Below are 23,864 nucleotides of genomic sequence, written 5' to 3'. Positions count from 1 at the left end.
TCATACGACACGGCCCGGACCTTGCGCAAAGGTCCGGGCCGAAATCGCTCCCCCGTTATAACGCGATCAGCCCTTGCTGGGCAGTTCCGCAACGGCGGTGCCGAAGGCCGAAAGCTCACCGCGATGGGTGGTGGCCTTCTGCGCCACTTCGACGAACTTCTTGCCGCCTTCCTCGAACTTGCGCGTCACTTCGCCGGTGATGATGATGGCGTCACCATCCGGGTTGTGGCGGCGGATCTGGCAGTCGGACTTGGTGAGGAAGCCGTCGTCGCCGATCCAATTGGTCATGTGATGCGTCAGCCACGAGCAGCGCTCCGGACCGTAGTCGTAAGCGCCCGGCGCGCCGACTTCGAGAGCGAAGGCTTCGTCCCAGTGCACGCGCTCGGGGCAGTCCGGCACGTTGAAGCGGTTGCGGATGCCCAGGCCCGGGTGGGCCTTCTGCATCTTGTAGGCCAGCTTGTTGGCGCGGATGTAGAGGCCGCCCCAGCCCTGCGCGTAGCAGATGAAGCCGGTGACGGTCATCGGGCCCTTCATCATCGGCGGCAGCTTGTCGCCGACGTTCACGTCCTCGAAGTAACGCGGGGTGGCGCCGCGAATCTCTTCCTGGTCGTAGATGTCGTAGAATTCGTCGAGCTGTTCCTGCGTGAAGGGCTCAACGCGGCCGCGCGCCTCGGTGTACTTGGTGCCACGCTCGCGCGCCTCGTCACGGTCGGTGCGGAACACCCACGAATCCGCTCCGGCAACCTGCTCGCCGTTCTGGTTGAAGAAGTCGACGTGGTAGATCTGCTGGAACGAGCGGCCGGCGAACTTGGTCTGATGCTCGACCAGATCCTTCAGGTAGGCGACCGTGGTGATCGTGCCATTGCGCAGCACCGGCTTGTGCCAGCTCCAGTCGGCACCCGCCCACATGGCGTGCACGCCGGAAAGACCGCCGCAATAGCCCGAGACGATGCGGCTGGTGGTGAACAGGAACGAAGGGAGCGCGACCAGCGAGCCGTACTTGGTCTTCGCGGCATATTCCGGATCGCACCACAGCGGATTGTCGTCACCGATGCCGTGAGCATAGTGGCGGATCGCGTCACGGGTGGCTTCGTAGTTCCACGGCTCGACGGTGTTCTCGATCTTCACCCCGATACGGGCGCGCAGATCGTCGAGGCCGGCCTCGGTGATCTTGGGGAACTTGGTGGTAGGCTCTGCTGTGGTTGCCATTTCGGTACTCTCCTGAATTCTCGAGATAAGTTTCAGCCGACCGCTTCAGCGGCTTTCGCCGCCTCGCGATCGCGCAGCATCTTGCGGTGGACCTTGCCGGCCGGGTTCTTGGGAAGCTCTTCCACGAACTCCACGATGCGCGGGAATTCGTGCTGGGCCAGACGTTCGCGGGTGAAGTCCTGCAACTCCTTGACGAAGGCATCGTCGCCCGCGCGGTTGGCGACGACGAAGGCCTTCACCACTTGCCCGCGCTGTTCGTCCGGCACGCCGATCACGCCGCATTCGAGGACATTCTCATGCCGCAGCATGGTGTTCTCGATCTCGACGGCGGACATCGTCCAGCCTGCCGAGATGATCACGTCATCGGCGCGGCCGCAGTGGTAGAAGTAGCCTTCCTCGTCGATCTTCGCGCGGTCCTTGGTCGTCATCCAAGCGTCGCCCCGCCAAAGCATCAGCTCGCCGATCTCGCCAGGCGCGGTGGGCGTGCCGTCCGGACGCTGCACTTCCAGCTTCTGCCCCGGAACCGCCTTGCCCAGCGAACCGGGCTTCACGGTGAAATCGTCCGCGCCGGGGTAATTCACCAGCACCACGCCGATCTCGGTGGTGCCGTACATCGAACAGACCGGCACCTTGAAGGCGTCGTCGATGAATTCCAGCGTCGCCGGGTCGATCGGCTCGCCGGTGTAGGACAGCTTGCGGAAGTGGAATTGGTAATCCCCCGCCGCGCCGCTGTTCTTCATCATCCGGTAGTGCGTGGCCGCCGCCGACATATTGGTGATGCCGTAATCGTCCAGCGCCTTCATCAGCCGCACCGGATCGAAGCGTCCGGCGAAGGTACCAGTGGTGACGCCAAGACCCAGCGGGGCCAACGTACCGTGCCACAGGCCATGCCCCCAGGCAGGCGAGGACGGGCAGAAGAACTCATCGCCCGGTCTAATGCCGGTGCCATAGAGCGCCGCGAACATCAGCGTGACGAGCGCCTTGTGCGTGTGTTTCACCGCTTCCGGCAGCTCGCGCGTGGTGCCGCTGGTGTACTGGAACACCGCAAGGTCGCCCGCTTTCGTCTTCGGCTCGTAAGTGGCCGGGAACTTCGCGATCTCATCCAGCAGGCCATCGTCTGCAACGATAACGCGCAGCCCGTTCTCCGCCGTTATCGCGCCGCGTGCGAGGTCCGCCTTCTCGGCATTGGTGATCAGGATGGCAGGCTTGCAGTCGTCGATGCGCAGCTTCAGCGCGTCCGGTCCGAACAGGGTGAACAGCGGCACCGAGATTGCCCCGGTCTGCATCGCACCGAACAGGCAGACATAGAACGGCAGCGAGGGTTCGAGCATGAAGGCGATGCGCTCACCCGGCTTCACGCCCTCGGCATCCAGCCAATGCGCAAAGCGGGCGGCGCCGGCAGAAATCAGGTCGAAGCTGAGGATTTCATCGCGACCATCTGCGTGGGCGATACGGACGGCGGGACGGCCAGATCCGTCGGCATGGCGGGTGATGCACTCGTGGGCGATGTTCAACACGTCGCGATCGCCGTCGAACAGCTCCCACAGCGCGGCCGACGAGGCCAGCGCCTGCGCATCGGCATAGCTTGAAAGGTCGGTCAGCTTCACCATCGCTCATCCCATTCCGTGGATCGAAACGACTCCAGCATCGTCGTTTGTCCTTGTGTTCAACAAATGTGATAGAGCGAACTTGATTTGTAAATATTGAATGTTATTCTGTATATTGAACAATGAGCCGATCAGATCCTCTTGAAGACGCCGTGCGCGCCAGCAAGGCCCCCGCCATCGCCCGGGCGGCGGCCGTGCTCCGCCTGCTGGGCAAGCGGGGCACACCGATGGGGGTGCAGGCCATCGCGCGTGAACTGGGGCTCGTGCCCAGCACATGCCTTTATGTTCTGCGAGCGCTGGTGGCCGAGGAACTGGTGGCTTTCGATGCGGATACGAAGCGCTACGCGCTCGACGCCGGCGTGCTCACCCTTGCGCGCGCCTGGCTGAGAAGGGACCAGTTCAACGACCTCGCCCAACCGCAACTCGATCGCATCGCCCGCGAATTCGGACTGACCACCCTGGGTGTCCAGATCTTCGGCCTGGACCACATCATCGTCACGGCGATGTCGCAGTCCGAGCGGAATTTCCAGCTCTCGACCCAGGTCGGCAGCCGCTTCCCCGCGCTGGTTTCCGCGACAGGGCGCTGCATCGCCGCCTTCGGAGATCGCGCCTTGTCAGACCTCAAGCCACGGTTCGACGCGCTGCGTTGGGAGGATGCGCCATCCTGGCCGGAATGGTGCGCACAAGTGGAAGAGGTGCGCCAAACCGGCGTGGCGGTGGATGCCGGGCACTATATTTCCGGAGTTACCGTGGCCGCAGCGCCGGTCTGGAAAACCGGGCGCACCCCCAGCCACGCCCTCGTCGCGATCGGGATCGGTGCGGCGCTGCGCGAAGAACTGGACGGACTGAAGCAGGCCCTTGCCGGTGCCGCCCGTTCGCTCAGCGAGCAGCTAACTGCCTAAGCCTGAGCAGGTGTCGCGCGGCCCAGATGCCGCCGTACGATGTCCAAGAAGGCGCTGCCCTGCATGGCGGCACCGTGCAACAGGCCTACCTCCCGCACGAGCTCGAAATCGCGCACCGGCACGAAGCTGACGGTGCCGTCCGCAAAGCCTTCCGGCATCATGCCGACCCCGGCTCCGCTGCGGATTACGGAGAGAACGCGCTCGTCGCTGGTTGTCTTCAACACGAAGCGTGGACGCACCCCCCGCTGCGTGAAGAAGCGATTGATTTCCGGCAACGCCTCGCAATGACGGCGAAGAGCCATGCGATCCTGCGCCAGTTGCTCTGCCAGGACTTCGTTTTCTCCGGCCAGGGGATGGTCGCGCGGCAGCACCATCATGTAGCGTTCGCGCGATAGCACCTCGGGCCGGTACCTCGCATGATGCGGGCGCACGACGGTGAGCGCCACATCGATACGGCCGCGTTCCAGGCGTTCGGCCAGGTCGCGCTCGCTGCCGTCCAGCAGTTCCAGCGCCTCGCCCGAGAGTTCGCGGTGCTCTGCCAGGGCGCAGCCGATCAAACGATTGGGGATGGTGTTGAGAACGCCCACACGCAGCAGGCTCGATTCGGCGGGCTCGGCCAGTTCGACCAGCGCATGCTCGTACTCGGCAGCGATGCGGCGCGCGCGGATGAGGAACCTGCTGCCGGCCGGCGTCAGGGCAACGCGCTGGCGATCCCTGTCGAACAGGCGCGCGCCGAGTTCGCGTTCCAGCTTGGCGATTCCCGCCGAAAGCGTGGGCTGGGTCACCGCCACGCTGCGGGCGGCCCGGCTGAAATTGCCGGTTTCGGCCACGGCCAGGAAATAACGCAGCAGATATTGGTCGATCATAGACGCTGTCTATTACGAAGGGCGGAAACTTTCAATTTCCGCTGACGTTTCGGCGTGTCTACATGGAAGTGACACGTTATTCTGGTTGAAAAGAGGCCGAGCGGCCCGATCGGAGAAGGAAGCATGAGCGCACCGGTGCTCCAGACGAGCCTCAATCCCGACAGTCCCGAAGCGCAGGCGCGCGATCGTCACAACCGCGCGCTGGTGGCGGAACTGCGCGACAAAGTCGCCAGGGCCGCGCTCGGCGGCAACGAGAAGTCCCGCGAACGCCATGTTTCTCGGGGCAAGCTGCTGCCGCGCGAAAGGGTGGAGAGACTGCTCGACCCCGGCTCTCCGCTGCTGGAACTGGGCCAGCTCGCCGCGGAAGGGCTCTATGAGGACGACATTCCCGGCGCCGGGCTGATCACCGCCATCGGCACCGTTTCCGGGCGCCAGTGCATGATCGTCTGCAACGATGCCACCGTGAAAGGCGGCACCTATTACCCGATCACCGTAAAGAAGCACGTCCGCGCGCAGGAGATCGCGCAGGAAAACAACCTGCCGTGCATCTACCTGGTCGACAGCGGCGGCGCCAACCTGCCGCACCAGGCCGAAGTCTTTCCCGACCGCGACCACTTCGGCCGCATCTTCTTCAACCAGGCGCAGATGTCCGCCAAGGGCATCCCGCAGGTCGCCTGCGTGATGGGAAGCTGCACCGCGGGCGGTGCCTATGTCCCGGCGATGAGCGACGAATCGGTGATCGTGAAGGAACAGGGCACGATCTTCCTTGCCGGTCCCCCGCTGGTCCAGGCGGCGACGGGGGAAGTGATCTCGGCGGAGGATCTCGGCGGCGGCGATCTCCACAGCCGCAAGTCGGGCGTGACCGACCATCTGGCCGATAACGACGAGCACGCGCTCACCATCGTGCGCGACATCGTCAGCCACCTCGGCCCGCTGCACCATCACGACCAGCCATTGCGCGCGCCGCGTCCGCCCAAGTACGATCCCGAGGAACTCTACGCGATCGTGCCGGAAGACGTGCGGGCGCCCTACGACGTGCACGAGGTGATCGCCCGCATCGTCGACGCATCCGAATTCCATGAGTTCAAGGCGCTCTACGGAACCACCCTGGTCTGCGGCTTCGCGCACATCCATGGCCAGCCGGTAGCGATCCTCGCCAACAACGGCGTGCTGTTCTCGGAAAGCGCGCAAAAGGGCGCGCACTTCATCGAACTGGCCTGCCAGCGCCGGATTCCGCTGCTGTTCCTCCAGAACATCTCCGGCTTCATGGTCGGCGGCAAGTACGAAGCGGAAGGCATCGCCAAGCATGGCGCCAAGCTCGTCACCGCCGTCGCCACTGCCACGGTGCCCAAGATCACCGTATTGATCGGCGGTTCGTTCGGCGCGGGCAATTATGGCATGTGCGGGCGCGCCTACGATCCGCGCTTCCTGTTCACCTGGCCCAATGCGCGCATCTCGGTGATGGGCGGCGAGCAGGCCGCCTCGGTGCTGGCGACCGTCCACCGCGACGCCGCGAAGTGGTCGCCCGAGGAGGCGGAAGCCTTCAAGGCGCCGATCCGCCAGAAGTACGAGGACGAGGGCAATCCATACTACGCCACCGCGCGGCTGTGGGACGACGGGGTGATCGACCCGGCGCAGACCCGCGACGTGCTGGGCCTTGCCCTTGCCGCCTGCCTCGAAGCCCCGATTCCGGAGGCGCCCCGCTTCGGGGTGTTCCGGATGTGAGCGGCGAAACGGGAGACAAGACATGATTCAATCGCTGCTCATCGCCAATCGCGGCGAAATCGCCTGCCGCGTCATCCGCACTGCCCGCCAAATGGGGATCCGCACCGTCGCGGTCTATTCGGACGCCGACGCCGATGCCCTGCATGTGCGCGAGGCGGACGAGGCCGTGCATATCGGCCCGTCCCCGGCGCGCGAAAGCTACCTCGTGGGCGAGAAGATCCTTGCGGCCGCTAAGCAGACCGGCGCCGAGGCGATTCATCCGGGCTACGGCTTCCTTTCGGAGAATGCCGAATTCGCGCAGGCGGTGATGGATGCGGGGCTGGTCTGGGTCGGGCCGAACCCGTCCTCGATCACGGCGATGGGCCTGAAGGACGCGGCCAAGAAGCTGATGGCCGCAGCCGGTGTTCCGGTGACACCGGGCTATATGGGAGAGAACCAGGAGCCTACGTTCCTGGCCGCAGAAGCCGCTAAGATCGGCTATCCGGTGCTCATCAAGGCCGTGGCCGGCGGCGGCGGCAAGGGCATGCGGCTGGTGGAGGCGCCCGAGGAATTCGTCGATGCCCTGGCCTCCTGCAAGCGCGAGGCGGCCTCTTCGTTCGGCAACGACCATGTGCTGATCGAAAAGTACATCGCCAGCCCGCGCCACATCGAAGTGCAGGTTTTCGGCGACAGCCACGGCAACGTCGTACACCTGTTCGAGCGGGACTGCTCGCTCCAGCGCCGCCACCAGAAGGTGATCGAGGAAGCCCCCGCGCCGGGCATGGACGCGGCGACGCGGGAAGCGCTTTGCGCGGCGGCCGTCCGCGCGGCCAAGGCCGTCGACTACGTCGGCGCTGGCACCATCGAATTCATCGCCGATGGCTCGGGCAATCTCTCCGCCGACCGCATCTGGTTCATGGAGATGAACACCCGGCTGCAGGTGGAGCATCCGGTGACCGAGGAGATCACCGGCGTCGATCTCGTCGAATGGCAGCTGCTGGTGGCGAGCGGCGGGAAACTGCCGAAATCGCAGGAAGACCTGACCATCGATGGCTGGGCGATGGAAGCGCGTCTCTATGCCGAAGACCCGGCCAAGGGTTTCCTGCCCAGCATCGGCAAGCTGGAACTGCTGGAATTCGGTGAGGCAGAAGGAGGCCGCATCGACACCGGCGTCTACGAAGGCGCGGAAGTCTCGCCGTTCTACGATCCGATGATCGCCAAGGTCATCGCTTGGGGCGAGGACCGCGACGAGGCGCGCGAGCGCTTGGGCGAAATGCTGGAGGACAGCGCGGTCTGGCCGGTCCGCACCAATGCCTCGTTCCTGGTCAAGGCCTTGCAGCATCCGGATTTCGCGGCGGGCAAGGTCGACACCGGCCTGATCGGCCGTGACGGGGAAGCCATGGCGCAGGCGCCGTTCCCTTCCGACGAAGTGCTGGAAGCGGCGGCGAATTCGCTGGTGCCGGCGAACGCCCTTCCCGGCTTCCGCCTCAACGCGGCGCCGATGCGTTCGGCCTGGTTCTCGCTCGACGGCGAGAAGGTCGAGATCGCGCTGACGGGTGAAGGCAGCGAGGAACCGGACGATGCCGTGCTCGTGACCGAACAAGGTCAGGCCTGGCTGCTCGCACCCTGGCGCCGGGACGGCGTGCACGGCGGGGCGGACGCTTCGGGAGCGATTCTGGCGCCGATGCCGGGCAAGGTGATCGCAGTGGAAGTTGCAGAGGGGCAGGCCGTGACCAAGGGGCAGAAGCTGCTGACCCTGGAAGCGATGAAAATGGAGCACACGCTGACCGCGCCGTTCGACGGGGTGGTCGCGGAACTCAACGCCGTTGCCGGGGCGCAGATCCAGGTGGAAGCCTTGCTCGCGCGGGTGGAGCCGGTAGAGCCCTGAGGATGTAAGCGATCCAGTCCGAACCGCGAATCCGATACGAGGAGAATGCCCGTGAAGCTTTCGTATCTTCCTGCCTTCGCGCTGGCACTGACCGGCATGTCCCTGTCGCAGCCCGTCGATGCGGCGCGGCCTTCGCAGTGGCGCACTATCGCCACGCGCACGCTTGCCCCGCGCACGAGCCACGAGACGATCGGCCTGAACAACCGCGATCGCTATCGCCAGCTTCAGTTCTGCGTTCGCGGCGCACCGGTTCGGCTGAACGCCTTCAAGGTGCGGTTCGACAACGGCCGGGTGCAGAATGTGCGCGTGAATGACCGCCTCAACTCCGGCGGCTGCTCACGCGTGACCAACCTCATCAATGGCCCGCGCCGATTGGCCCGCGTGGATCTGACCTATCAACAGATCCCGCAAGGCGCGCGCCCGCCGCAGCTTCGCTTGCTGGCGCGCTGATACTTCTCCGGCCGGACCGGCCGGACCAATTTGGGAGACAGGATTTGCCGGGACGCTTTTTCGACGAATGGACCGTGGGCGACAGGATCACCCACCAGCCGAGCCGCACCGTCACCGAGACGGACAACCTGATGTTCTCGGCCATGACGCACAATATGCAGCCGCTTCATCTCGACGCGGAAATGGCGAAGAAGAGCGAATTCGGCCAGATCCTGGTCAACTCCACTTTTACCTTCAGCCTCGCGGTGGGGCTTTCGATCGCGGATACCACGGTGGGCACTCTGGTCGCCAACCTGGGCTTCGACAAAGTCGTGACGCCAAAGCCGACCTTCATCGGCGATACGCTTACCTGCACCACCGAAGTGATCGAGATGCGCGAAAGCAAGTCGCGACCGAACCAGGGCATCGTGGTGTTCCGGCACGAGCTGACGAACCAGCGCGGCGAAGTGGCGCTTTCCTGCCTGCGATCGGTGCTGCTGAAAAAGAAGGACGCCTAGGGTCAGAAGCTTCCCCCACACCCGCTAAGCGGCGGCGACCGCTTCCTTCAGGCGAGGCATGGTTCGTTCCAGCAGCTTGAGGCTCTTCCAGCCTTCCTCCGGCGAAAGTCCGCCGAGGAGCGGCTGGAAGCCGACCTGCCCGCCCGGCCCCAACGCGCGGACACGTTCGACCAACTGGTCCGGCGTCCAGGCTGCGAACATCCCGGCGTGGCGCAGGGCGGCCGGGTCCGTCAGGCCCTTGAACGGCGAATTGGAGCCATCGCCCTCCTGCTCGGCCCACTTGGCATACTCGGTGATGACATGGACGGCGTGGGGGGCGATCGCCTCCCAGCCGGCGTCCGGATCCTCGCACAGATGGACGGCCAGCGGCATGCCCGGCACCGGGCGGAAGTACGTGCGGGGCGCATGGCCCAGCCGCTCGCACTCCGCCAGATAGAGGTCGATGAGCTCGGGCTTCATCGGCCCGAAACCGACCCCGAACTTCGCCGCGCGCTTTGCCGAAGCCGGCACGCCGCCGCCGACCATGACGATATCCTCGGGCGCCTGCACGGAGAGCGGGCGGACATAGATCGGACGCCCGTCGAACTCGAACTTCTCGCCTCGGAGCGCGCGCAGGATGATCTCCAGCCCTTCGTCCATCAGCCGCGCCCGGTCCTTCAGCGACTTGCGGAACATGGCGAATTCGAACGGCACGTAGCCGGCGCCGAAGATCACGTTGAGACGTCCGTTCGACATCTGGTCGACGATCGCGATCTGCTCCGCCAGTTCCAGCGGATCGTGCAGCGGCAACACCACCGCGCCGAGCAGGAAGCGGATGCGGCTGGTCACCGCCGCCATGCCGCCTGCCAGCGTGAAAGGCTGCGGCAGATAGCCGTCGTCGGAGCCGTGATGCTGCATCAGGCCGATCTGGTCGGCACCGATGCGATCAACGAAAGCCGCCATTTCGATCGCCGCGCGATAGAGTTCGTGGGTAGGCGTTGCCCAGCCCGGCGAGCGCATGTCGAACGAGACGTTGATGCGGATAGTGTTCACGGCCTGACTCCCCTTCGGCTTTCGACCGGGTGGTGCGGCAATCGCCTACCGGCGGCAAATCTCACGAAGGAGATACCGCCGGGGCGCTCCCGAACGAGTCTCAGGCTGGCTGCCGCAATCCTTCGACCAGTCGCGGCACGTCCGCCAACGCGCGCAGGGCATCGTTGAGGTGCGTGCAGCCTTCCGGCCCGCGCAGCATCTCCAGCACGTCCTCGCGCACTTGCGCAAGATTGCGTCCGACCAACCGCGCAAGGTTGTGGACGGCGCCGGGGCATTCCCGGAACGGCAGGATGCGCGCCTCGGGTTCCAGCGACAGCACTTCCAGGCTTTCGGCATCGACCGTCGCGGCAAGGTTGTATTCGTGGATGGCGACGCGGCCACCCTCGCGCAGCTTGGCGCTGTCCTGGAAGGCGGAATCGATGCGGATCAGATCGTCCTTCCGCGTCACGTCGATGCGGCGGGCCCGGCGAAAACCGGGGCCGTCGTGTTCTGCGAAGGCATGCCAGCCTTGGGGATCGGCCGGGTTGCGCAAGTGGCCGGCATCCGCGTCGGCCACGTTTTCCAGCGACGTACCGGTGACGCCGCTATTGCCTTCGCGAAGCCCCCAGCAGACGTTGGCCCGCTGGGCGAGCACCGGGTTATCCTCGTCACCGCCGAGCCGCCTACGCAGCAGTTCCATGCGCTCCGGATACCATTGCCCCCAGGCGAAGGCGGAGACGAGCGCGGTGCCGGAAAGATCGTCGAGCACGAGGTAGAGTGGGTCCGCGCGTGCGATCAGTTCGGGCATGATCTCGCGCAGCGTCATGCGCAGATGCCCGCCCGCCCGCGCGCCCACGAGCTGGCCGATGGCCTCCGGCGCCGGATCGGCGGCGATCTCGGTGATCGTCTTGTCCTCGGTCATCCGCAGCGAGAATTCGCCTTCGGCCAGCGTCCGGCCGGTGCCATCCGCGCCGGTCAGGTAATCGCGCGCCCGGCCGACGAACAACCGCTGGCTTTCAGGGCCATCGGGCCAGGCGACGTCGATGCTGGTCGTGCGGCGTAGCGAGTCGACGGGGCGCGGCGGTGCCGGGTTCGCCGTCTGGCGCGGCGGCGGCGGATAGTGGTCCGGCAAGTTGGGAACCGTCATGGTGGCATCCTGCGATTTTCTGTTATCGCGGTCAGCCTGACACCTTCACCAGCAGCTTGCCTAGATGGTTGTTGCCAGAAAACACCCCGGCGAAGGCTTGCGGTGCAGCTTCCAGTCCTTCCACGACCGACTCGGCGCACTGGATCCGTCCCTGCGCAATCCAGCCCGCGATGTCTTCCAACGCCTGCTGTCCGCCGACGAGAAACCCGCCGAACCCACGGATTTCCAGCCCTTTCGACATGATCGTGCGGAAGAAGCCGGGCAGCCGGTCCGGGCCCGGCCCTTCCATGCCCATGCCGTAATAGGCGATGAAACCGCAGACCGGCATCCGCGCGCCGCGCTTCAGATGCGGCAGCACTGCCAGCATCACGTTGCCGCCGACGTTATCGATGAACACGTCCGCGCCCTCGGGCAATGCCTTGGCGAGTTGTGCAGCGAAGTCCGGCGCCTTGTAGTCGGCCGAAGCGTCGAAGCCGAGTTCCAGCAGGCCCCGGCACTTGTCCGGCCCTCCGGCGATACCGACCACGCGGGCGCCGCGTATCTTCGCGATCTGCCCGGCAATGCTGCCAACTGCGCCCGCCGCCGCCGAGATCACCACCGTCTCCCCCGCCGCCACGCGGCCGATGCCGATGACGCAGGCATGGGCGGTCTGCCCCGGCATGCCCAGCGCGCCCAATGCGGTGGAAACCGGCGCCAGCGCGGGATCGAGCTTTCGCGGCGGCCCGCGCCAGTCCGCCTTGTCCGGCGCGACCACGGCATATTCGCGCCAGCCGGTGCGGTCTTCCACCACGTCGCCCACCGCGTAGGCGGGGTGGTTGGAAGCGACCACCTCGCTGACGGTCGGCCCGTACATCACCTCCCCCGGATGGACCTGGGTGACGCCGGAAAGGCGCTTCTCATCAATGGCGAAACGGATCAGCGGGTCCAAACCAAGCCACAGCGTCCTCAGCAGCACTTCGCCCTCGCCCGGCCGCGGTATCGGGGCCTGCTCCACGCGGAAGTCCGATGGCCTCGGATTGCCGCTGGCGTAGCTGGCGAGCACGACCTGTTTCATCGTCTCGCTCACCGCAGCGACACCGTCACCGCTGACATACCGCGATGGTCGAGGCCCCGGTACTCGGGCTTGGGCTTGCCGGGATCGAGCGTCATGTTCGGGAAGCGGTCGAGCAGGCCGTTGATCGCCACCACCATCTCCTGCCGCGCCACGTCCATGCCGAGGCACCGGTGCGGTCCGAAGCCGAAGCCCATATGGTGCTCCTTGCGGCGGAAGATGTCGTATTCTTCCGGCTTGTCGAACACCGTGGGATCGTGATTGGCGGCGCCGAGGCACAAGTGGATGCGGGTGCCGGCGGGGACTTTCACGCCTTCCATCTCGGTATCTTCCATGCACAGGCGCATGAACACCGGGTCGGTCGCGCGCCAGCGCAGCCCCTCTTCCACGGCCAGGTCGATCACGCTGCGATCGGCGCGACAGGCTTCCCAGAAGTGGCGGTGGTTCATCAGGGCATCGATGGTGATGCCAAGCTGGCGCCAGGTGGTGCCGCCGCCCGCGAAGATGGCCAGCTTGCAGTATCCGAATAGCTCGTCTTCGGTGAGCGGCCGCTTGGAGCCGTCCTCGTGCGCGATCTCGCAGCCGATCAGCCCGGCGATCAGGTTGTCGCCCGGTTCGCGCTGGTTCTCCGCGATCAGGCGGCGCAAGGTGCCGTCCACCCAGGCGCGCGCCTCGGCGGCTTCCTCCGGCTTCAAATAACGGGCGCCGAAGGTTGCGCGGTTGAGCTGGTAGCGGAACTCGATCACGTCCTCGCCCTCCAGCCCGATGGCGCGGGTGACGGTGGCCATCGGCAGGCGGGCGCAAAGTTCGGTGTTGAGATCGGCGGTGTCGCGATCGAGCAGCTGATCGAGCAGGACGTCCACTGTCTCCTCGATCCAGCGCTTGTTCCACCAGTCCAGCACCTTGGGCCGCTTGAACAGGGGCTGCGCGGCGGAGCGCAGGCGCTTGTGCGGCTTGCCCACCATCGACAGGATCGTGGTGCCCAAGGTCCGCACGCCCGCGCTTTCGTTGTACCCTTCCGAGGAATAGAGCTGGTTCTCGCGAAAGCCGATCTCGCAGGCGCGATAGGAGAAGAACGTCATGTTCTCTCGCGGGGCGCCGAGCATCGTCACCATTTCCGGCACGCCCAGCAGTTCGCGCAAGGTGCCTTTGTGGACCGCGCCTGCTTCCCGCAAGGCATTCATGTCCTCGGTATAGTCGCGCGTGGGATCGACGCCGGAATTGGCGTCCGCCTTGTCGACATCGAACATTTCCGCATAGCGCGGATTGTCGGACAGTAGCGATGCCAGCGCGTTCGAGCGGGAATCGCTTCCGGAATAGGGACAGGTCGCCATGGTCAGCCTCCTACCTTGCGTCCGGCCGAGAGCCCCCCGTCCACGGGGAGATTCACGCCGGTCACGTTGCTTGCGAGATCGGAACAGAGAAACAGCGCCGCCGATGCCGTGTCGCGCGGGTCGATGGCGCGGCCAAGCGGGTGAACGCGGCCCATGCCTTCGAGGATGCGGCCCCGGTGTTCGCTGTCGGGGTCCATTCCGGCATAGTGGGTGAGCATGCCCGCCGGGCAGACGGCGTTCACGCGAATGCCCTTCTCCGCCACCTCTATGGCGAGCGCGCGGGTAAGCTGGACCACTGCGCCCTTGGTGGCGCCGTAGAACACCCCGCCATAGCCGATCAGCCCGGCGACCGAGGCGGTGGAGACGATGGCGCCCCCCTTTCCCAACCCTGCATCGCCTTGCTTCTCGAACTGGCGGATCGCCGACTGGCAGCCGTGGACCACGCCCATCAGGTTGACCTCGGCTACGCGGCGCATGTCCTCCCCATCGCATTCAGTGAGGGTGCGCAGACCCTTGCCGGGGATCGGGCTGATGGTGACACCGGCATTGTTGTAGATGCAGTCGAGCCTTCCGTAAGCCTCGACGCCCGCCGCCACGGCGGCATCGACAGAGGCGGGATCGGCAACGTCGCACCCAACCGCGATGGCTTCCCCGCCTTCCGAGCGCACCATCTCGGCGGTGGCGGTCGCTTCAGCGCCATTCACATCCGCCGCGATCACTTTCGCGCCGTGTTCCGCAAAGAGCAGGCAGGCGGCGCGGCCGACGCCCGATCCGGCGCCGGTGATCAGCGCGACTTTGCCTTCGAGCAGTCCTTTCATTCCGGTCCTCTCCCTCACCCCTCGATATTCCCCGCGGCTGGCTAGCCGCCAATGTTCAACGTGGTCATGATCTGGAATTCGCGCAGGCCCTCGATTCCGCGTTCGCGGCCGAGGCCGCTCATCCTGATGCCGCCGCCGCTGGCATGGCTGGAGGCCAGCGCGCCGTTGACGTTCACCGCGCCGCTGCGGATCTTCAGGCCCACTTCCAGCGCCTTGACCTTGTCCTTTCCGTGGACCCAGCCGGAAAGGCCGAAGCGGCTATCGTTGGCCATTTCCACCGCATGATCGAGGTCGCGGTAACCGATCACCGAGACGACCGGGCCGAAGATCTCCTCCTGCGCGGCGGGATTGGCATTGTCGGGAAGGTCGAGCACGGTGGGTTCGAAGAAATAGCCCTTGTCGAGACCATCCGGCCGCTTGCCGCCGCAGACCACGCGGCCTCCCCCGGCGACGGCGGCGGCCACGAAATGCTCGCAGCGAGCACGCTGGGCGGCGCTGACCACGGGGCCAAGCTGCGTCGCCGGATCGCGCGCGCGACCGATCTTCACGCCCAAGAGCAGCTTCGCCATCGCCTCCAGCACTTCGGCCTTGCTCTCCTGCGGCACGAAGACGCGGGTTCCCAGCACGCAGCCCTGCCCGGCATGGGAGGTGCAGACCGTCAGCGCCGCCGCAGGTGCGCGCTCCACCGAGTCCGGCAGGTAGATCTGCGCCGACTTGCCACCAAGTTCGAGCACCAGCCGCTTGAGCGTCGGCGCGGCCTGCTTCGCGACTTCCACGCCCACTGTGGAGGAGCCGGTAAAGCTCACCATGTCCACGCGCGGATCGCTCGTCAGCGCCTGGGCACCTTCGACGCCCTCCTCGATCACCAGATTGAACACGCCTGCGGGAAGCCCGGCTTCCTCGGCGGCTTCGGCGAAGACCAGCGCGGACAGCGGCGTCAGCGGATTGGGCCGCAGGATCACCGTATTGCCCGCCATCAGTGCCGGCACGACTTTCCAGAGCGCCGTGTAGAACGGTACGTTGTAGGCGGAAATCGCCGTCACTACCCCAATCGGGGACCAGCGCCTGACGCTCTGCACCGCGAAGTGGGCGTTGACCCGCTCGTGCAGGGGCAGCGCATTGTCCTCGATCTCCGGCAGGCGCAGAAACATCTCGACGATCTCGCGCGCCATGCGCAGCGGCGAGGCGACTTGCGCGCCCATGACCGTGGAGGAAACCGGACATCCGGCCTCGCGGATGGCAAGATCGCGAAGGCGCTCGGCCCGCGCCTCCAGCGCGGCGGCGAAGCGCGACATCGCGGCGCCGCGTTCCCGCATGGCGAGGCGAGGCCATTCGCCGGTGTCGAAGGCCCCGCGTGCCGCGGCTATCGCAGCCTGGACTTGTGCTGGCGAAACGCCCGCGATGTTATCCACGACGCTTTCGTCGGACGGATCGAGCACCGCGAAGGACTTCCCCTCTCCGGCCACGAAACCGCCATCAATATAGCCTGCCTGTACCAGGGGCTCTCTCCCAATAATTCATTATTGTGAATTTCTATTCGCAGATGAGACTAACCAAGCCAGCCGCGAAGGTCAATCGCGTCCGCGCTTCCGGCGTGACGATCACCTGTCACAGTTGCCTCCCCCCGAAGCGGTGCCTATTTCCTCCCGCACACGCGAGGCGATGCGTCCGGCATCACCGCAACCAGCGAGGATCAGCACGAAATGGCGTACACCGACTTCCTTCGGCAGCAGTGTTACATCGACGGCCAGTGGTGCGACGCCGACAGCGGCGCCACGCTCGATGTGACGGACCCCGGCACGGGCAAGACGCTCGGCACCGTTCCGAAGATGGGCGCCGATGAAACCGCGCGCGCCATCGATGCCGCCGAAAAGGCCCTCCCCGCCTGGCGCGCCAAGACGGCGGGCGAGCGCGCGAAGCTGATGCGCAAGCTGTTCGAACTGATGCTCCAGCACCAGGACGATCTGGGCGAACTCCTCACCCGCGAGCAGGGCAAGCCGCTGGCCGAAGGGCGCGGCGAGATCGCCTATGGCGCCAGCTTCATCGAGTGGTTCGCCGAAGAGGGCAAGCGCGCCTATGGCGACGTGATCCCCGGCCATGCTCCGGATCGCCGCATCGTCTGCATCAAGCAGGGCGTCGGCGTGGTGGCGGCGATCACCCCCTGGAACTTTCCCAATGCGATGATCACCCGCAAGCTCGGCCCGGCGCTGGCGGCGGGCTGCACGATCGTCATCAAGCCCGCCTCGGCCACGCCCTATTCGGCGCTGGCGATCGCGCGGCTTTGCGAGATGGTGGGCATCCCGGCGGGCGTCGTCAATGTCGTCACCGGCAGCGCGGGGCAGATCGGCGGCACGCTGACCGCCAGTCCCAAGGTCGCCAAGCTGACCTTCACCGGCTCCACCGAGATCGGCCGCGACCTGCTGCGCGAGTGCGCGGAGACGATCAAGAAGACCTCGATGGAACTGGGCGGCAATGCACCGTTCCTGGTGTTCGACGATGCCGACGTGGATGCCGCCATCGACGGCGCGATGATCTCCAAGTTCCGCAACGGCGGCCAGACCTGCGTCTGCACCAATCGCTTCTACGTGCAGGACGGCGTCTACGACGAGTTCGTCGAGAAGCTCGCCAAGCGCGTATCCGGCATGAAGGTCGGCTACGGGCTGGACGATGGAACCGAGGTAGGCCCGCTGATCGACGAGAAAGCGGTCGAGAAGGTGGAGGAGCACCTCAAGGACGCCGTCGACGGCGGCGCCAAAGTCCTCGCCGGCGGCCAGCGCAACGAACGCGGCGGCTCATTCTTCAACCCGACCGTGATTGCAGGCGTGAAGCCCGACATGAAGCTGGCGCGCGAAGAAACCTTCGGGCCGCTGGCAGGCGTGATCCGCTTCACCGACGAGGCCGAGGCCATCCGCATGGCCAACGATACCGAGTTCGGCCTCGCCAGCTATTTCTACGCCTCGGACATCAGCCGGGTGTGGCGTGTGGCGGAAGCGCTGGAGGCGGGCATGGTCGGCATCAACACAGGGCTGATCTCCACCGAAGTGGCGCCCTTCGGCGGGGTCAAGCAGTCCGGCCTCGGGCGCGAGGGATCGCACTACGGGCTCGATGACTACATGGAGGTCAAGTACCTCTGCATGGGCATCAAGCCGGCCTGAGGCACAGCCTCAGAAAACGAAAAGGGCAGGAGGCCATCGGCCCCCTGCCCTTTTTCTTGCGCCAATTATCGGATCAGTCGAGCACGGTGTGCTCATCGGCCGGGTCGGTGTGGAATTCGTGCCAGACACCGTTGATGATGCCGAAGCCGACGGCAAAGCTGACGCCGAGGATCCAGGAAAAGTACCACATCGTCGTTTCCTCAATAGAAGTCGGGGTTGAGGTTCACTTCGCGCATCGTCACGCGGCCGAACATGACCTTGTAGGCCCAGGCCGTGTAGGCCAGCACGATCGGCAGCAGCAGCACCGTCACCAGCAGCATGATGAACAGGGTCGTGTGGCTGGACGAGGCATTCCACACCAGCAGGCTAGAACGCGCGTCGATCGAGCTGGGCAGGATGAAGGGGAACATCGACAGCCCGACCGAGGCGATGATGCCCAGGTTCGCCATCGACGATCCGGCGAAGACCAGCACGTCCTTGCGACCGCGAATGCCCATGAAAGCCACCAGCGGTCCGGCGAGGCCGAGCAGCGGCGCCAGAACCATCCAGGGATGCGCGCCGTAGTTGGCGAGCCAGGCTCCCGCCGCATGGACCGTTTCGGTCATGCGCGGGTTGGACGGGCCAGCCGCCTCGGCTACGCCTGCTATGCGGTAGCCGATGTCGCCCATCGCCAGCCAGACGCCGCCCAAGGCATAGAGCGCGAAGGCTGTGAGGGCGGCGATCTGCCCGAACCGCTGCGCGCGGTCGCGCACCGGGCCGTCCTCCAGCTTCAGTGTCAGCCAGCCTGCGCCGTGCAGCACCAGCATCGCCACCGAGACAAGTCCGGCGAGCAGGGCAAAGGGGCTGAACAGGCCGAGCAGCGAGCCCTCGTAGAAGCTGCGAAGATCGCTATCGAGCCGGAAGGGAACGCCCTGGAGGACATTGCCGACCGCCACGCCGAACACCAGCGCCGGCACGAACCCGCCTACGAACAGCGCCCAGTCCCAGCGCGAACGCCAGGCGGGATCGGGCTTCTTCGAACGGTACTTGAAGCCCACCGGACGCAGGATGAAGGCCGCAAGCACCAGGAACATCGCCAGATAGAAGCCGGAGAAGCTCACCGCATAGACGAAGGGCCAGGCCGCGAAGATGGCACCGCCGCCGAGGATGAACCACACCTGGTTGCCTTCCCAGGTCGGGCCGATGGCGTTGATCACCATGCGGCGCTCGGCATCGGTGCGGCCCACGAAGGGCAGGAGCGAGGCCGAGCCGAGGTCGAAGCCGTCGGTCAGGGCGAAGCCGATGAGCAGGACGCCCATCAGCGCCCACCAGATCAGCCGCATCGTTTCGTAGTCGAAGGGTATGGTCATTGTTGCCTCCGTCTCATTCGGCCGGGATAGCGGTGAAGGTGGATGCCGGAGCGCGCTCGGGCGTGGGTTCGCCGTCATAGCTCTCGTAGATCTCGGGCCCCTTGCGGATCGTGGCGAGCATGAGCTTGACCTCGATCACCGCCAGCACGCTGTAGAGCGCCGTGAAGCCGAAGATCGTCGTCCAGATCTGCGTCGTCGTCAGGCTCGATGCGCCCAGGAAGGTCGGCAACACCCCGTCCACCGCCCAGGGCTGACGTCCGAATTCGGCAACGGCCCAGCCCACTTCGATTGCGATCCACGGCGCGGGCATGGCGATCACTGCCAGCCGCAGGAACCACTTGCGATCGAACCGGCGACGGACCGAGAAGGCGAAAGCGGTCGCGAAGAACACGATGAAGAAGAAGCCCAGCCCCGCCATGATACGGAACATGAAGAACAGTGCCGGTACGTTGGGCACGGTGCTCCAGGCCGCCTTGGCGATCGTCGCGTCGTCCGCCTGGCGGGGATCGGCCACGAAGCGCTTGAGCAGTAGGGCATAGCCGAGGTCGTTCTTGTGGCGCTCCCAGGCCTCGCGTGCGGCCAGGTCGCCCCGGTTGACCTTGAGCTTCTCCACCGCGTCATAGGCCAGCACGCCCTGACGGATGCGATAGTCAGCGCGCTCCACCAGCGGAACGATACCGGCCACCTCGCCCGAAAGACTGCGCGTGGCGATCAGGCCCAATACGTAGGGAACCTTGATCTCGTAGGCGGTCTCGTGCGCGGAATTGGAGGGAATGCCGAACAGGGTCAGCCCGGCGGGGGCCTTTTCGGTTTCCCACATGCCTTCCATCGCCGCCAGTTTCATCTGCTGGTTGTCGGTAAGCGCGTAACCGCTCTCGTCACCCAGCACGACGACCGAGAGCGAGGAGGCCAGGCCGAAGGCCGCAGCCACAGTGAAGCTGCGCTTGGCCATTTCGATATGGCGCCCGCGCAGGAGGTAGTAGCAGGACACGCCCAGCACGAAGACGGCGGCGCAGACATAGCCTGCGCTGACGGTGTGGACGAACTTGGCCTGGGCCACCGGGTTGAAGAGGACGTCCTTGAAGTTGGACACCTCCATGCGCATCGTCTCGGGGTTGAAGACGGCCCCGACGGGGTGCTGCATCCAGCCGTTGGCAATGAGAATCCACAGCGCCGAAAGGTTGGAGCCGACCGCGACCATGATGGTCGTCAGCAGGTGGCCGCGCTTGGACAGGCGGTCCCAGCCGAAGAACATCAGGCCGACGAACGTGGCTTCGAGGAAGAAGGCCATGAGGCCCTCGATCGCCAGCGGCGCGCCGAAAATGTCGCCCACATAGTGCGAGTAATAAGCCCAATTGGTGCCGAACTCGAACTCCATGGTGAGGCCGGTGGCCACGCCGAGAACGAAATTGATGCCGAAGAGCTTGCCCCAGAACCGGGTGACGTCCCTCCAGATGGGGCGGTCGGTTATGACATAAACACTTTCCGTAATTACAAGAATGAAGGAAAGGCCCAATGTCAGGGGCACGAAGAGAAAGTGGTACAGTGCCGTCAAGGCGAACTGCAGCCGTGATAGTTCCACCACTGCCATGTCGATCATGTCGAATCCCGCTGTTTTTAGCGGCTTGAGGCGGAAGAAAGCGATTGCCCCAAGCTGGTTGGTTTCGTAGGGTCGCGTTAGGCTTCGATCCGAAAGCTGTCAAACTTTACTTACATGGTTTACTTAATTTGATCTATGTCAAATTTGCACGGGTACTGATACCCGGAGCCTGGCTTATCGATGTGACGGGAGCGGCGCTCTTTGCATGGGGCGTGGCGTCCGGTGTCGGCGCGGTGGCGCGGGACGGAACGCTGCTGCTTCCTGCGGCCTGGATCCTGTGCGGCGCGGCATTGCGCGCTCTGGCGACTTGCGCGGTGAACGGCCTTGCGGTCGCGGCCGCCCAGGCTGCAAGCCGCACACGGCGCGCGGCGCTCTGGCGTCGGCTCCTCGGTGGGCGATTGGCAAAACCAATCTCCTCGGGCGAAAGCGCAAATCTTGCCCTGGATCATAACACCGCGATCGAGAATCGTGACGTGAGGTTTTCCCCTATAAGGATCAACGCCATAGTCGGGCCCCTGGTGGTCGCCGCAATCGTCGCCCCAGCAAGCTGGGTGGCCGCCGCGATCATGCTGGCGACGCTGGTGCCCTTCGCCTTCGGCATGATCCTGGCGGGTACGGCCTCGCGCCGCGCCGCCGAACGTCAGCTTGCCGCGCTGAGCGCCCTGTCGGGGCTGTTCGTGGACAGAGTCACTCATCTGCCGCTGATTCGCCACTTCGGCGCGGAAGCGCGAATCAGCCGCCAGGTTCGCACCGCCACGGGGGAAGTGGCGCACCGCACCGTCGCGGTGCTGCGCACGGCGTTCCTCTCCAATGCGGTGCTCGAATTCTTCTCCGCGCTCTCCATCGCGCTGGTCGCGGTCTACTGCGGCTTCTCGCTGCTGGACCTGCTCCCCTTCCCCGCGCCGGAAACGCTGACTCTGGTACCTGCCTTCTTCGTGCTCGCCATGGCCCCGGAATTCTACCTGCCGATGCGCCGCCTCGCCGCTGCCTATCATGAAAAGCAGCTCGGCGAAGCGGCCACCCAGGCCCTCGCTCCGTTCGACGACACCGCTATTCCGGCAAAGCCAAGTGTCGGCACGAACGAAGGAGGCTTCGACGGCCTGCGCGTGGAGCATCTTGCCCTCGCGTTCCCCGGCCTCTCGGCGGGGCCGCTGAACTTCACGCTCGAACGCACCGGACTGGCCGCGCTTTCCGGCCCCACGGGCAGTGGCAAGACCAGCATGCTCGCCGCCATCGCCGGGCAGTTGGTGCCGGCCTCAGGCCATATCGGCGGCTTAGCCGGCAAGCCGCTCGCACCCGAGGAGATAGCCTGGGCCGCGCAGCGTCCCCTGCTGGTCACGGGAACGCTCGGAAAGAACCTCGCGATGGCCGCGCCCCATGCCAGCGAAGCGGACATTCAGGCCACTGCGCGCACAGTGGGACTCGGCCCCCTGCTAGACCGCCGCGGCGGCCTTGCCATGCCGGTCGATCACGGCGGCTCCGGCCTTTCCGGCGGCGAACGCAGGCGCATAGGCCTGGCCCGCGCGATCCTGTCCGGCCGCCCGTTGATCCTCTGCGACGAACCCACGGCCGACCTCGACGAAGTCTCCGCAGCCAGGATCATCGAGGTTCTGGTCAAGCTCTCGGCAGAGCGTTGCATCCTTGCAGCCACCCATGACGCCGCCTTGATCGCCGCCGCAGGCCAGGAGATCGCTCTGTGACCTCTTACTCGCTTCTCGCCACGGCCGGCCTCGCCCGCCGCCGCCTTCTGCTCGCAAGCCTCTGCGCGGGGATCGCCGCGCTGGCCGCCATCGGCCTCCTGGCTGTCTCGGGCTGGTTCCTGACCGCCGCTGCCTTGGCAGGCTCGGCCGGATATGCGGCGGCAACAGCCTTTAACTACCTTGTTCCCAGCGCCGCGATCCGCCTGCTCGCCATTGTCCGCACGCTCTCCCGCTACGGCGAGCGCCTGCTGTCCCACAAGGTCGCACTGGAGGGGATGGCGGATTTGCGCGGGTCGCTATTCCAGAAGCTGGCTGCACAGGACAGCCGCCACGCGCCGGACACCTCGCCCGGAGAAGCCAGCACGCGCCTGATCGACGACGTAGAGGCCCTTGAAGACCTGGTTATCCGCCAGCCTGCGCGCGATGCCGCTGTGGTTTCAGGACTGGTCAGCCTCGCGCTCGTAGCCTTCGCCGGATGGCCCGCGCTACTCTTTCTCGCCGCGATGATGGCCGGCCTGCCATTCCTGTTTCGCCGCATTTCGACGCGCCTGACCCAGGCCCCAGCCGAAGAGGCCGCCGCCGCGCTCGGAGACTTGCGAATTCGCTACGTGGAACTGGCCGGATCGCGCGCCGAAATCGCCGCCTACGGCCTTGCCGATCAGGCCCTGGCCGAGTTGGAGCCCGCCTCCACCCGCCTCGACCGCGCCAGAGCATGCCTGTTCCGAGCCGAGGCCGTCCAAGCCGCACTGCTATCGCTCTACGGCGCCGTCGCCGTTGCCGGCGTCCTGATGCTGGCGCGCGCATCCGCGCCGATGGTCGCACTGGCAATCCTGGCCACCGCTTCGGCCGTCGAGGCCCTGGGCGGCCTGTCGCGCAGCCTCCTGCGCCGCGCCTCTCTGCAAGCAGGCCTGCGCCGGATAGCCTCGCTCAATGCTCTCGATGCCACCGTGCGCGGCCCCGCGCCCCGCCAGCCCCTCCCCCTTGCTCTCGGCAGCCGCCGGTTCAAACCCGGCGCGCGAATCGCTATCACTGGCCCATCCGGCTCGGGCAAAACGCGCGTACTTCTGGCCTTTTCCGGGATGCAGACGCCAGTCGCGACTCTGACCTGCGGGGACCGGCCCCTGAACAGCCTGGCGCCCGAGATACTGAACGGGCAGTTTTCCCTGTCGCCCCAGGATGCGCCGATGCTGATCGGCACCGTGGCCGACAACTTGCGCCTCTCCCGCCCCGGCGTAACGGAAGCGGAAATGTGGGAGGCGCTCGAAGTCGTTCAACTCGATCTGCGCATCCGACGCCACGAAGGTGGGCTCGATATGGCGGTCAGCGAAGGCGGCGGCATCCTTTCCGGAGGTGAGCGCAAGCGCCTCTCGTTGGCGCGTGCGCTGCTGAGCCAGCGCCCCTGGCTCCTGCTGGACGAGCCGAGCGAAGGATTGGACTCCGCCACCGAATCGGCGCTGGTCAAGAGCCTGGGCGCGTGGCTGGACCGGACCGGAACCGGCCTCGTCCTCGTTTCGCACCGCAAGGCGCCGCTGGCGCTATGCGCGGAAAGGATCGACGTGACCGACCTGCACTAAAC

The 23,864-nt window shown here is 65.8% G+C and carries 20 protein-coding genes; 8 read left to right on the top strand and 12 right to left on the bottom strand.

Going from position 1 to position 23,864, the window contains the following annotated elements; translation table 11 throughout:
- Positions 1-66: 66 nt before the first annotated feature.
- Entirely contained in the window at positions 67-1,209 is a 1,143-nt protein-coding gene (locus RT424_RS06780) for a MaoC family dehydratase N-terminal domain-containing protein (RefSeq protein ID WP_313435586.1), read from the bottom strand.
- Between the two features lie 32 nt (positions 1,210-1,241).
- Entirely contained in the window at positions 1,242-2,819 is a 1,578-nt protein-coding gene (locus RT424_RS06775) for an acyl-CoA synthetase (protein ID WP_313435584.1), read from the bottom strand.
- A gap of 119 nt (positions 2,820-2,938) precedes the next feature.
- Here RT424_RS06775 and RT424_RS06770 point away from each other — a divergent pair, with 119 nt between their 5' ends.
- Positions 2,939-3,718 carry an IclR family transcriptional regulator gene (locus tag RT424_RS06770; protein WP_313435582.1) on the top strand — a complete coding sequence of 260 codons (780 nt, stop codon included), beginning with the start codon at positions 2,939-2,941 and terminating at the stop codon, positions 3,716-3,718.
- Here RT424_RS06770 and RT424_RS06765 read toward each other — a convergent pair.
- Complete coding sequence (locus RT424_RS06765; protein WP_313435580.1) at positions 3,715-4,584, bottom strand: LysR family transcriptional regulator; 870 nt, start codon at positions 4,582-4,584, stop codon at positions 3,715-3,717. The two genes, RT424_RS06770 and RT424_RS06765, sit on opposite strands and share 4 nt — an antisense overlap.
- Before the next feature lie 123 nt (positions 4,585-4,707).
- Between RT424_RS06765 and RT424_RS06760 the strand changes: the two genes are divergently transcribed.
- The 4 genes from RT424_RS06760 to RT424_RS06745 are packed head-to-tail and all read left to right on the top strand — an operon-like array spanning position 4,708 to position 9,123.
- Complete coding sequence (locus RT424_RS06760) at positions 4,708-6,309, top strand: carboxyl transferase domain-containing protein (protein WP_313435578.1); 1,602 nt, start codon at positions 4,708-4,710, stop codon at positions 6,307-6,309.
- 22 nt (positions 6,310-6,331) lie between these two features.
- On the top strand, positions 6,332-8,176 hold the full coding sequence (locus RT424_RS06755) for an acetyl/propionyl/methylcrotonyl-CoA carboxylase subunit alpha (protein ID WP_313435576.1): 1,845 nt from the start codon (positions 6,332-6,334) through the stop codon (positions 8,174-8,176).
- Positions 8,177-8,227: 51 nt separating this feature from the next.
- Complete coding sequence (locus RT424_RS06750; RefSeq protein WP_313435574.1) at positions 8,228-8,626, top strand: hypothetical protein; 399 nt, start codon at positions 8,228-8,230, stop codon at positions 8,624-8,626.
- A 44-nt stretch (positions 8,627-8,670) separates the two neighbouring features.
- Positions 8,671-9,123, top strand: coding sequence for a MaoC family dehydratase (locus RT424_RS06745; protein ID WP_313435572.1), 453 nt, complete (start codon positions 8,671-8,673; stop codon positions 9,121-9,123).
- A gap of 24 nt (positions 9,124-9,147) precedes the next feature.
- On the opposite strand, the gene RT424_RS06740 is transcribed toward RT424_RS06745, so the two are convergent.
- The 6 genes from RT424_RS06740 to RT424_RS06715 all read right to left on the bottom strand — a co-directional run bounded on the left by RT424_RS06740 (position 9,148) and on the right by RT424_RS06715 (position 15,950).
- On the bottom strand, positions 9,148-10,155 hold the full coding sequence (locus RT424_RS06740; protein WP_313435570.1) for an LLM class flavin-dependent oxidoreductase: 1,008 nt from the start codon (positions 10,153-10,155) through the stop codon (positions 9,148-9,150).
- 100 nt (positions 10,156-10,255) lie between these two features.
- On the bottom strand, positions 10,256-11,281 hold the full coding sequence (locus tag RT424_RS06735; RefSeq protein WP_313435568.1) for a DUF2889 domain-containing protein: 1,026 nt from the start codon (positions 11,279-11,281) through the stop codon (positions 10,256-10,258).
- Between the two features lie 31 nt (positions 11,282-11,312).
- On the bottom strand, positions 11,313-12,347 hold the full coding sequence (locus RT424_RS06730) for an NADP-dependent oxidoreductase (protein ID WP_313435566.1): 1,035 nt from the start codon (positions 12,345-12,347) through the stop codon (positions 11,313-11,315).
- Positions 12,344-13,666 (bottom strand): cytochrome P450, encoded by a 1,323-nt coding sequence (locus RT424_RS06725; protein ID WP_313435564.1) that lies wholly within the window; start codon positions 13,664-13,666, stop codon positions 12,344-12,346. Before RT424_RS06725 ends, RT424_RS06730 begins: the two co-directional genes overlap by 4 nt.
- 2 nt (positions 13,667-13,668) lie before the next feature.
- The gene (locus RT424_RS06720) at positions 13,669-14,484 is read right to left on the bottom strand and encodes an SDR family oxidoreductase (RefSeq protein ID WP_313435562.1); all 816 of its coding nucleotides are present in this window, start codon (positions 14,482-14,484) and stop codon (positions 13,669-13,671) included.
- Positions 14,485-14,525: 41 nt separating this feature from the next.
- Positions 14,526-15,950 (bottom strand): aldehyde dehydrogenase family protein, encoded by a 1,425-nt coding sequence (locus tag RT424_RS06715; RefSeq protein ID WP_313435561.1) that lies wholly within the window; start codon positions 15,948-15,950, stop codon positions 14,526-14,528.
- Between the two features lie 237 nt (positions 15,951-16,187).
- Between RT424_RS06715 and RT424_RS06710 the strand changes: the two genes are divergently transcribed.
- The gene (locus tag RT424_RS06710) at positions 16,188-17,639 is read left to right on the top strand and encodes an NAD-dependent succinate-semialdehyde dehydrogenase (RefSeq protein WP_313435559.1); all 1,452 of its coding nucleotides are present in this window, start codon (positions 16,188-16,190) and stop codon (positions 17,637-17,639) included.
- A 73-nt stretch (positions 17,640-17,712) separates the two neighbouring features.
- Here the strand turns inward: RT424_RS06710 and cydX are convergent, their stop codons facing one another.
- The 3 genes from cydX to RT424_RS06695 are packed head-to-tail and all read right to left on the bottom strand — an operon-like array spanning position 17,713 to position 20,585.
- Complete coding sequence (gene cydX, locus RT424_RS06705; RefSeq protein WP_313435557.1) at positions 17,713-17,829, bottom strand: cytochrome bd-I oxidase subunit CydX; 117 nt, start codon at positions 17,827-17,829, stop codon at positions 17,713-17,715.
- Between the two features lie 10 nt (positions 17,830-17,839).
- The gene (gene cydB / locus RT424_RS06700) at positions 17,840-18,988 is read right to left on the bottom strand and encodes a cytochrome d ubiquinol oxidase subunit II (protein WP_313435555.1); all 1,149 of its coding nucleotides are present in this window, start codon (positions 18,986-18,988) and stop codon (positions 17,840-17,842) included.
- 13 nt (positions 18,989-19,001) lie between these two features.
- Complete coding sequence (locus RT424_RS06695; protein ID WP_313435637.1) at positions 19,002-20,585, bottom strand: cytochrome ubiquinol oxidase subunit I; 1,584 nt, start codon at positions 20,583-20,585, stop codon at positions 19,002-19,004.
- A 131-nt stretch (positions 20,586-20,716) separates the two neighbouring features.
- Here RT424_RS06695 and RT424_RS06690 point away from each other — a divergent pair, with 131 nt between their 5' ends.
- The gene (locus RT424_RS06690; protein WP_313435553.1) at positions 20,717-22,288 is read left to right on the top strand and encodes an ABC transporter ATP-binding protein/permease; all 1,572 of its coding nucleotides are present in this window, start codon (positions 20,717-20,719) and stop codon (positions 22,286-22,288) included.
- Positions 22,285-23,862: an ATP-binding cassette domain-containing protein gene (locus tag RT424_RS06685; protein WP_313435551.1), complete on the top strand. Its 1,578-nt coding sequence runs from the start codon at positions 22,285-22,287 to the stop codon at positions 23,860-23,862. The genes RT424_RS06690 and RT424_RS06685 overlap by 4 nt, the downstream gene beginning before the upstream one ends.
- The last annotated feature ends 2 nt before the right edge of the window (positions 23,863-23,864 follow it).

It is taken from the genome of Novosphingobium sp. (genome assembly GCF_032093395.1).
Taxonomy (GTDB): Bacteria; Pseudomonadota; Alphaproteobacteria; order Sphingomonadales; family Sphingomonadaceae; genus Novosphingobium.
The sequence above is the reverse complement of the archived record's forward strand: the minus strand, read 5'-3'. Positions and strand labels throughout refer to the sequence as shown.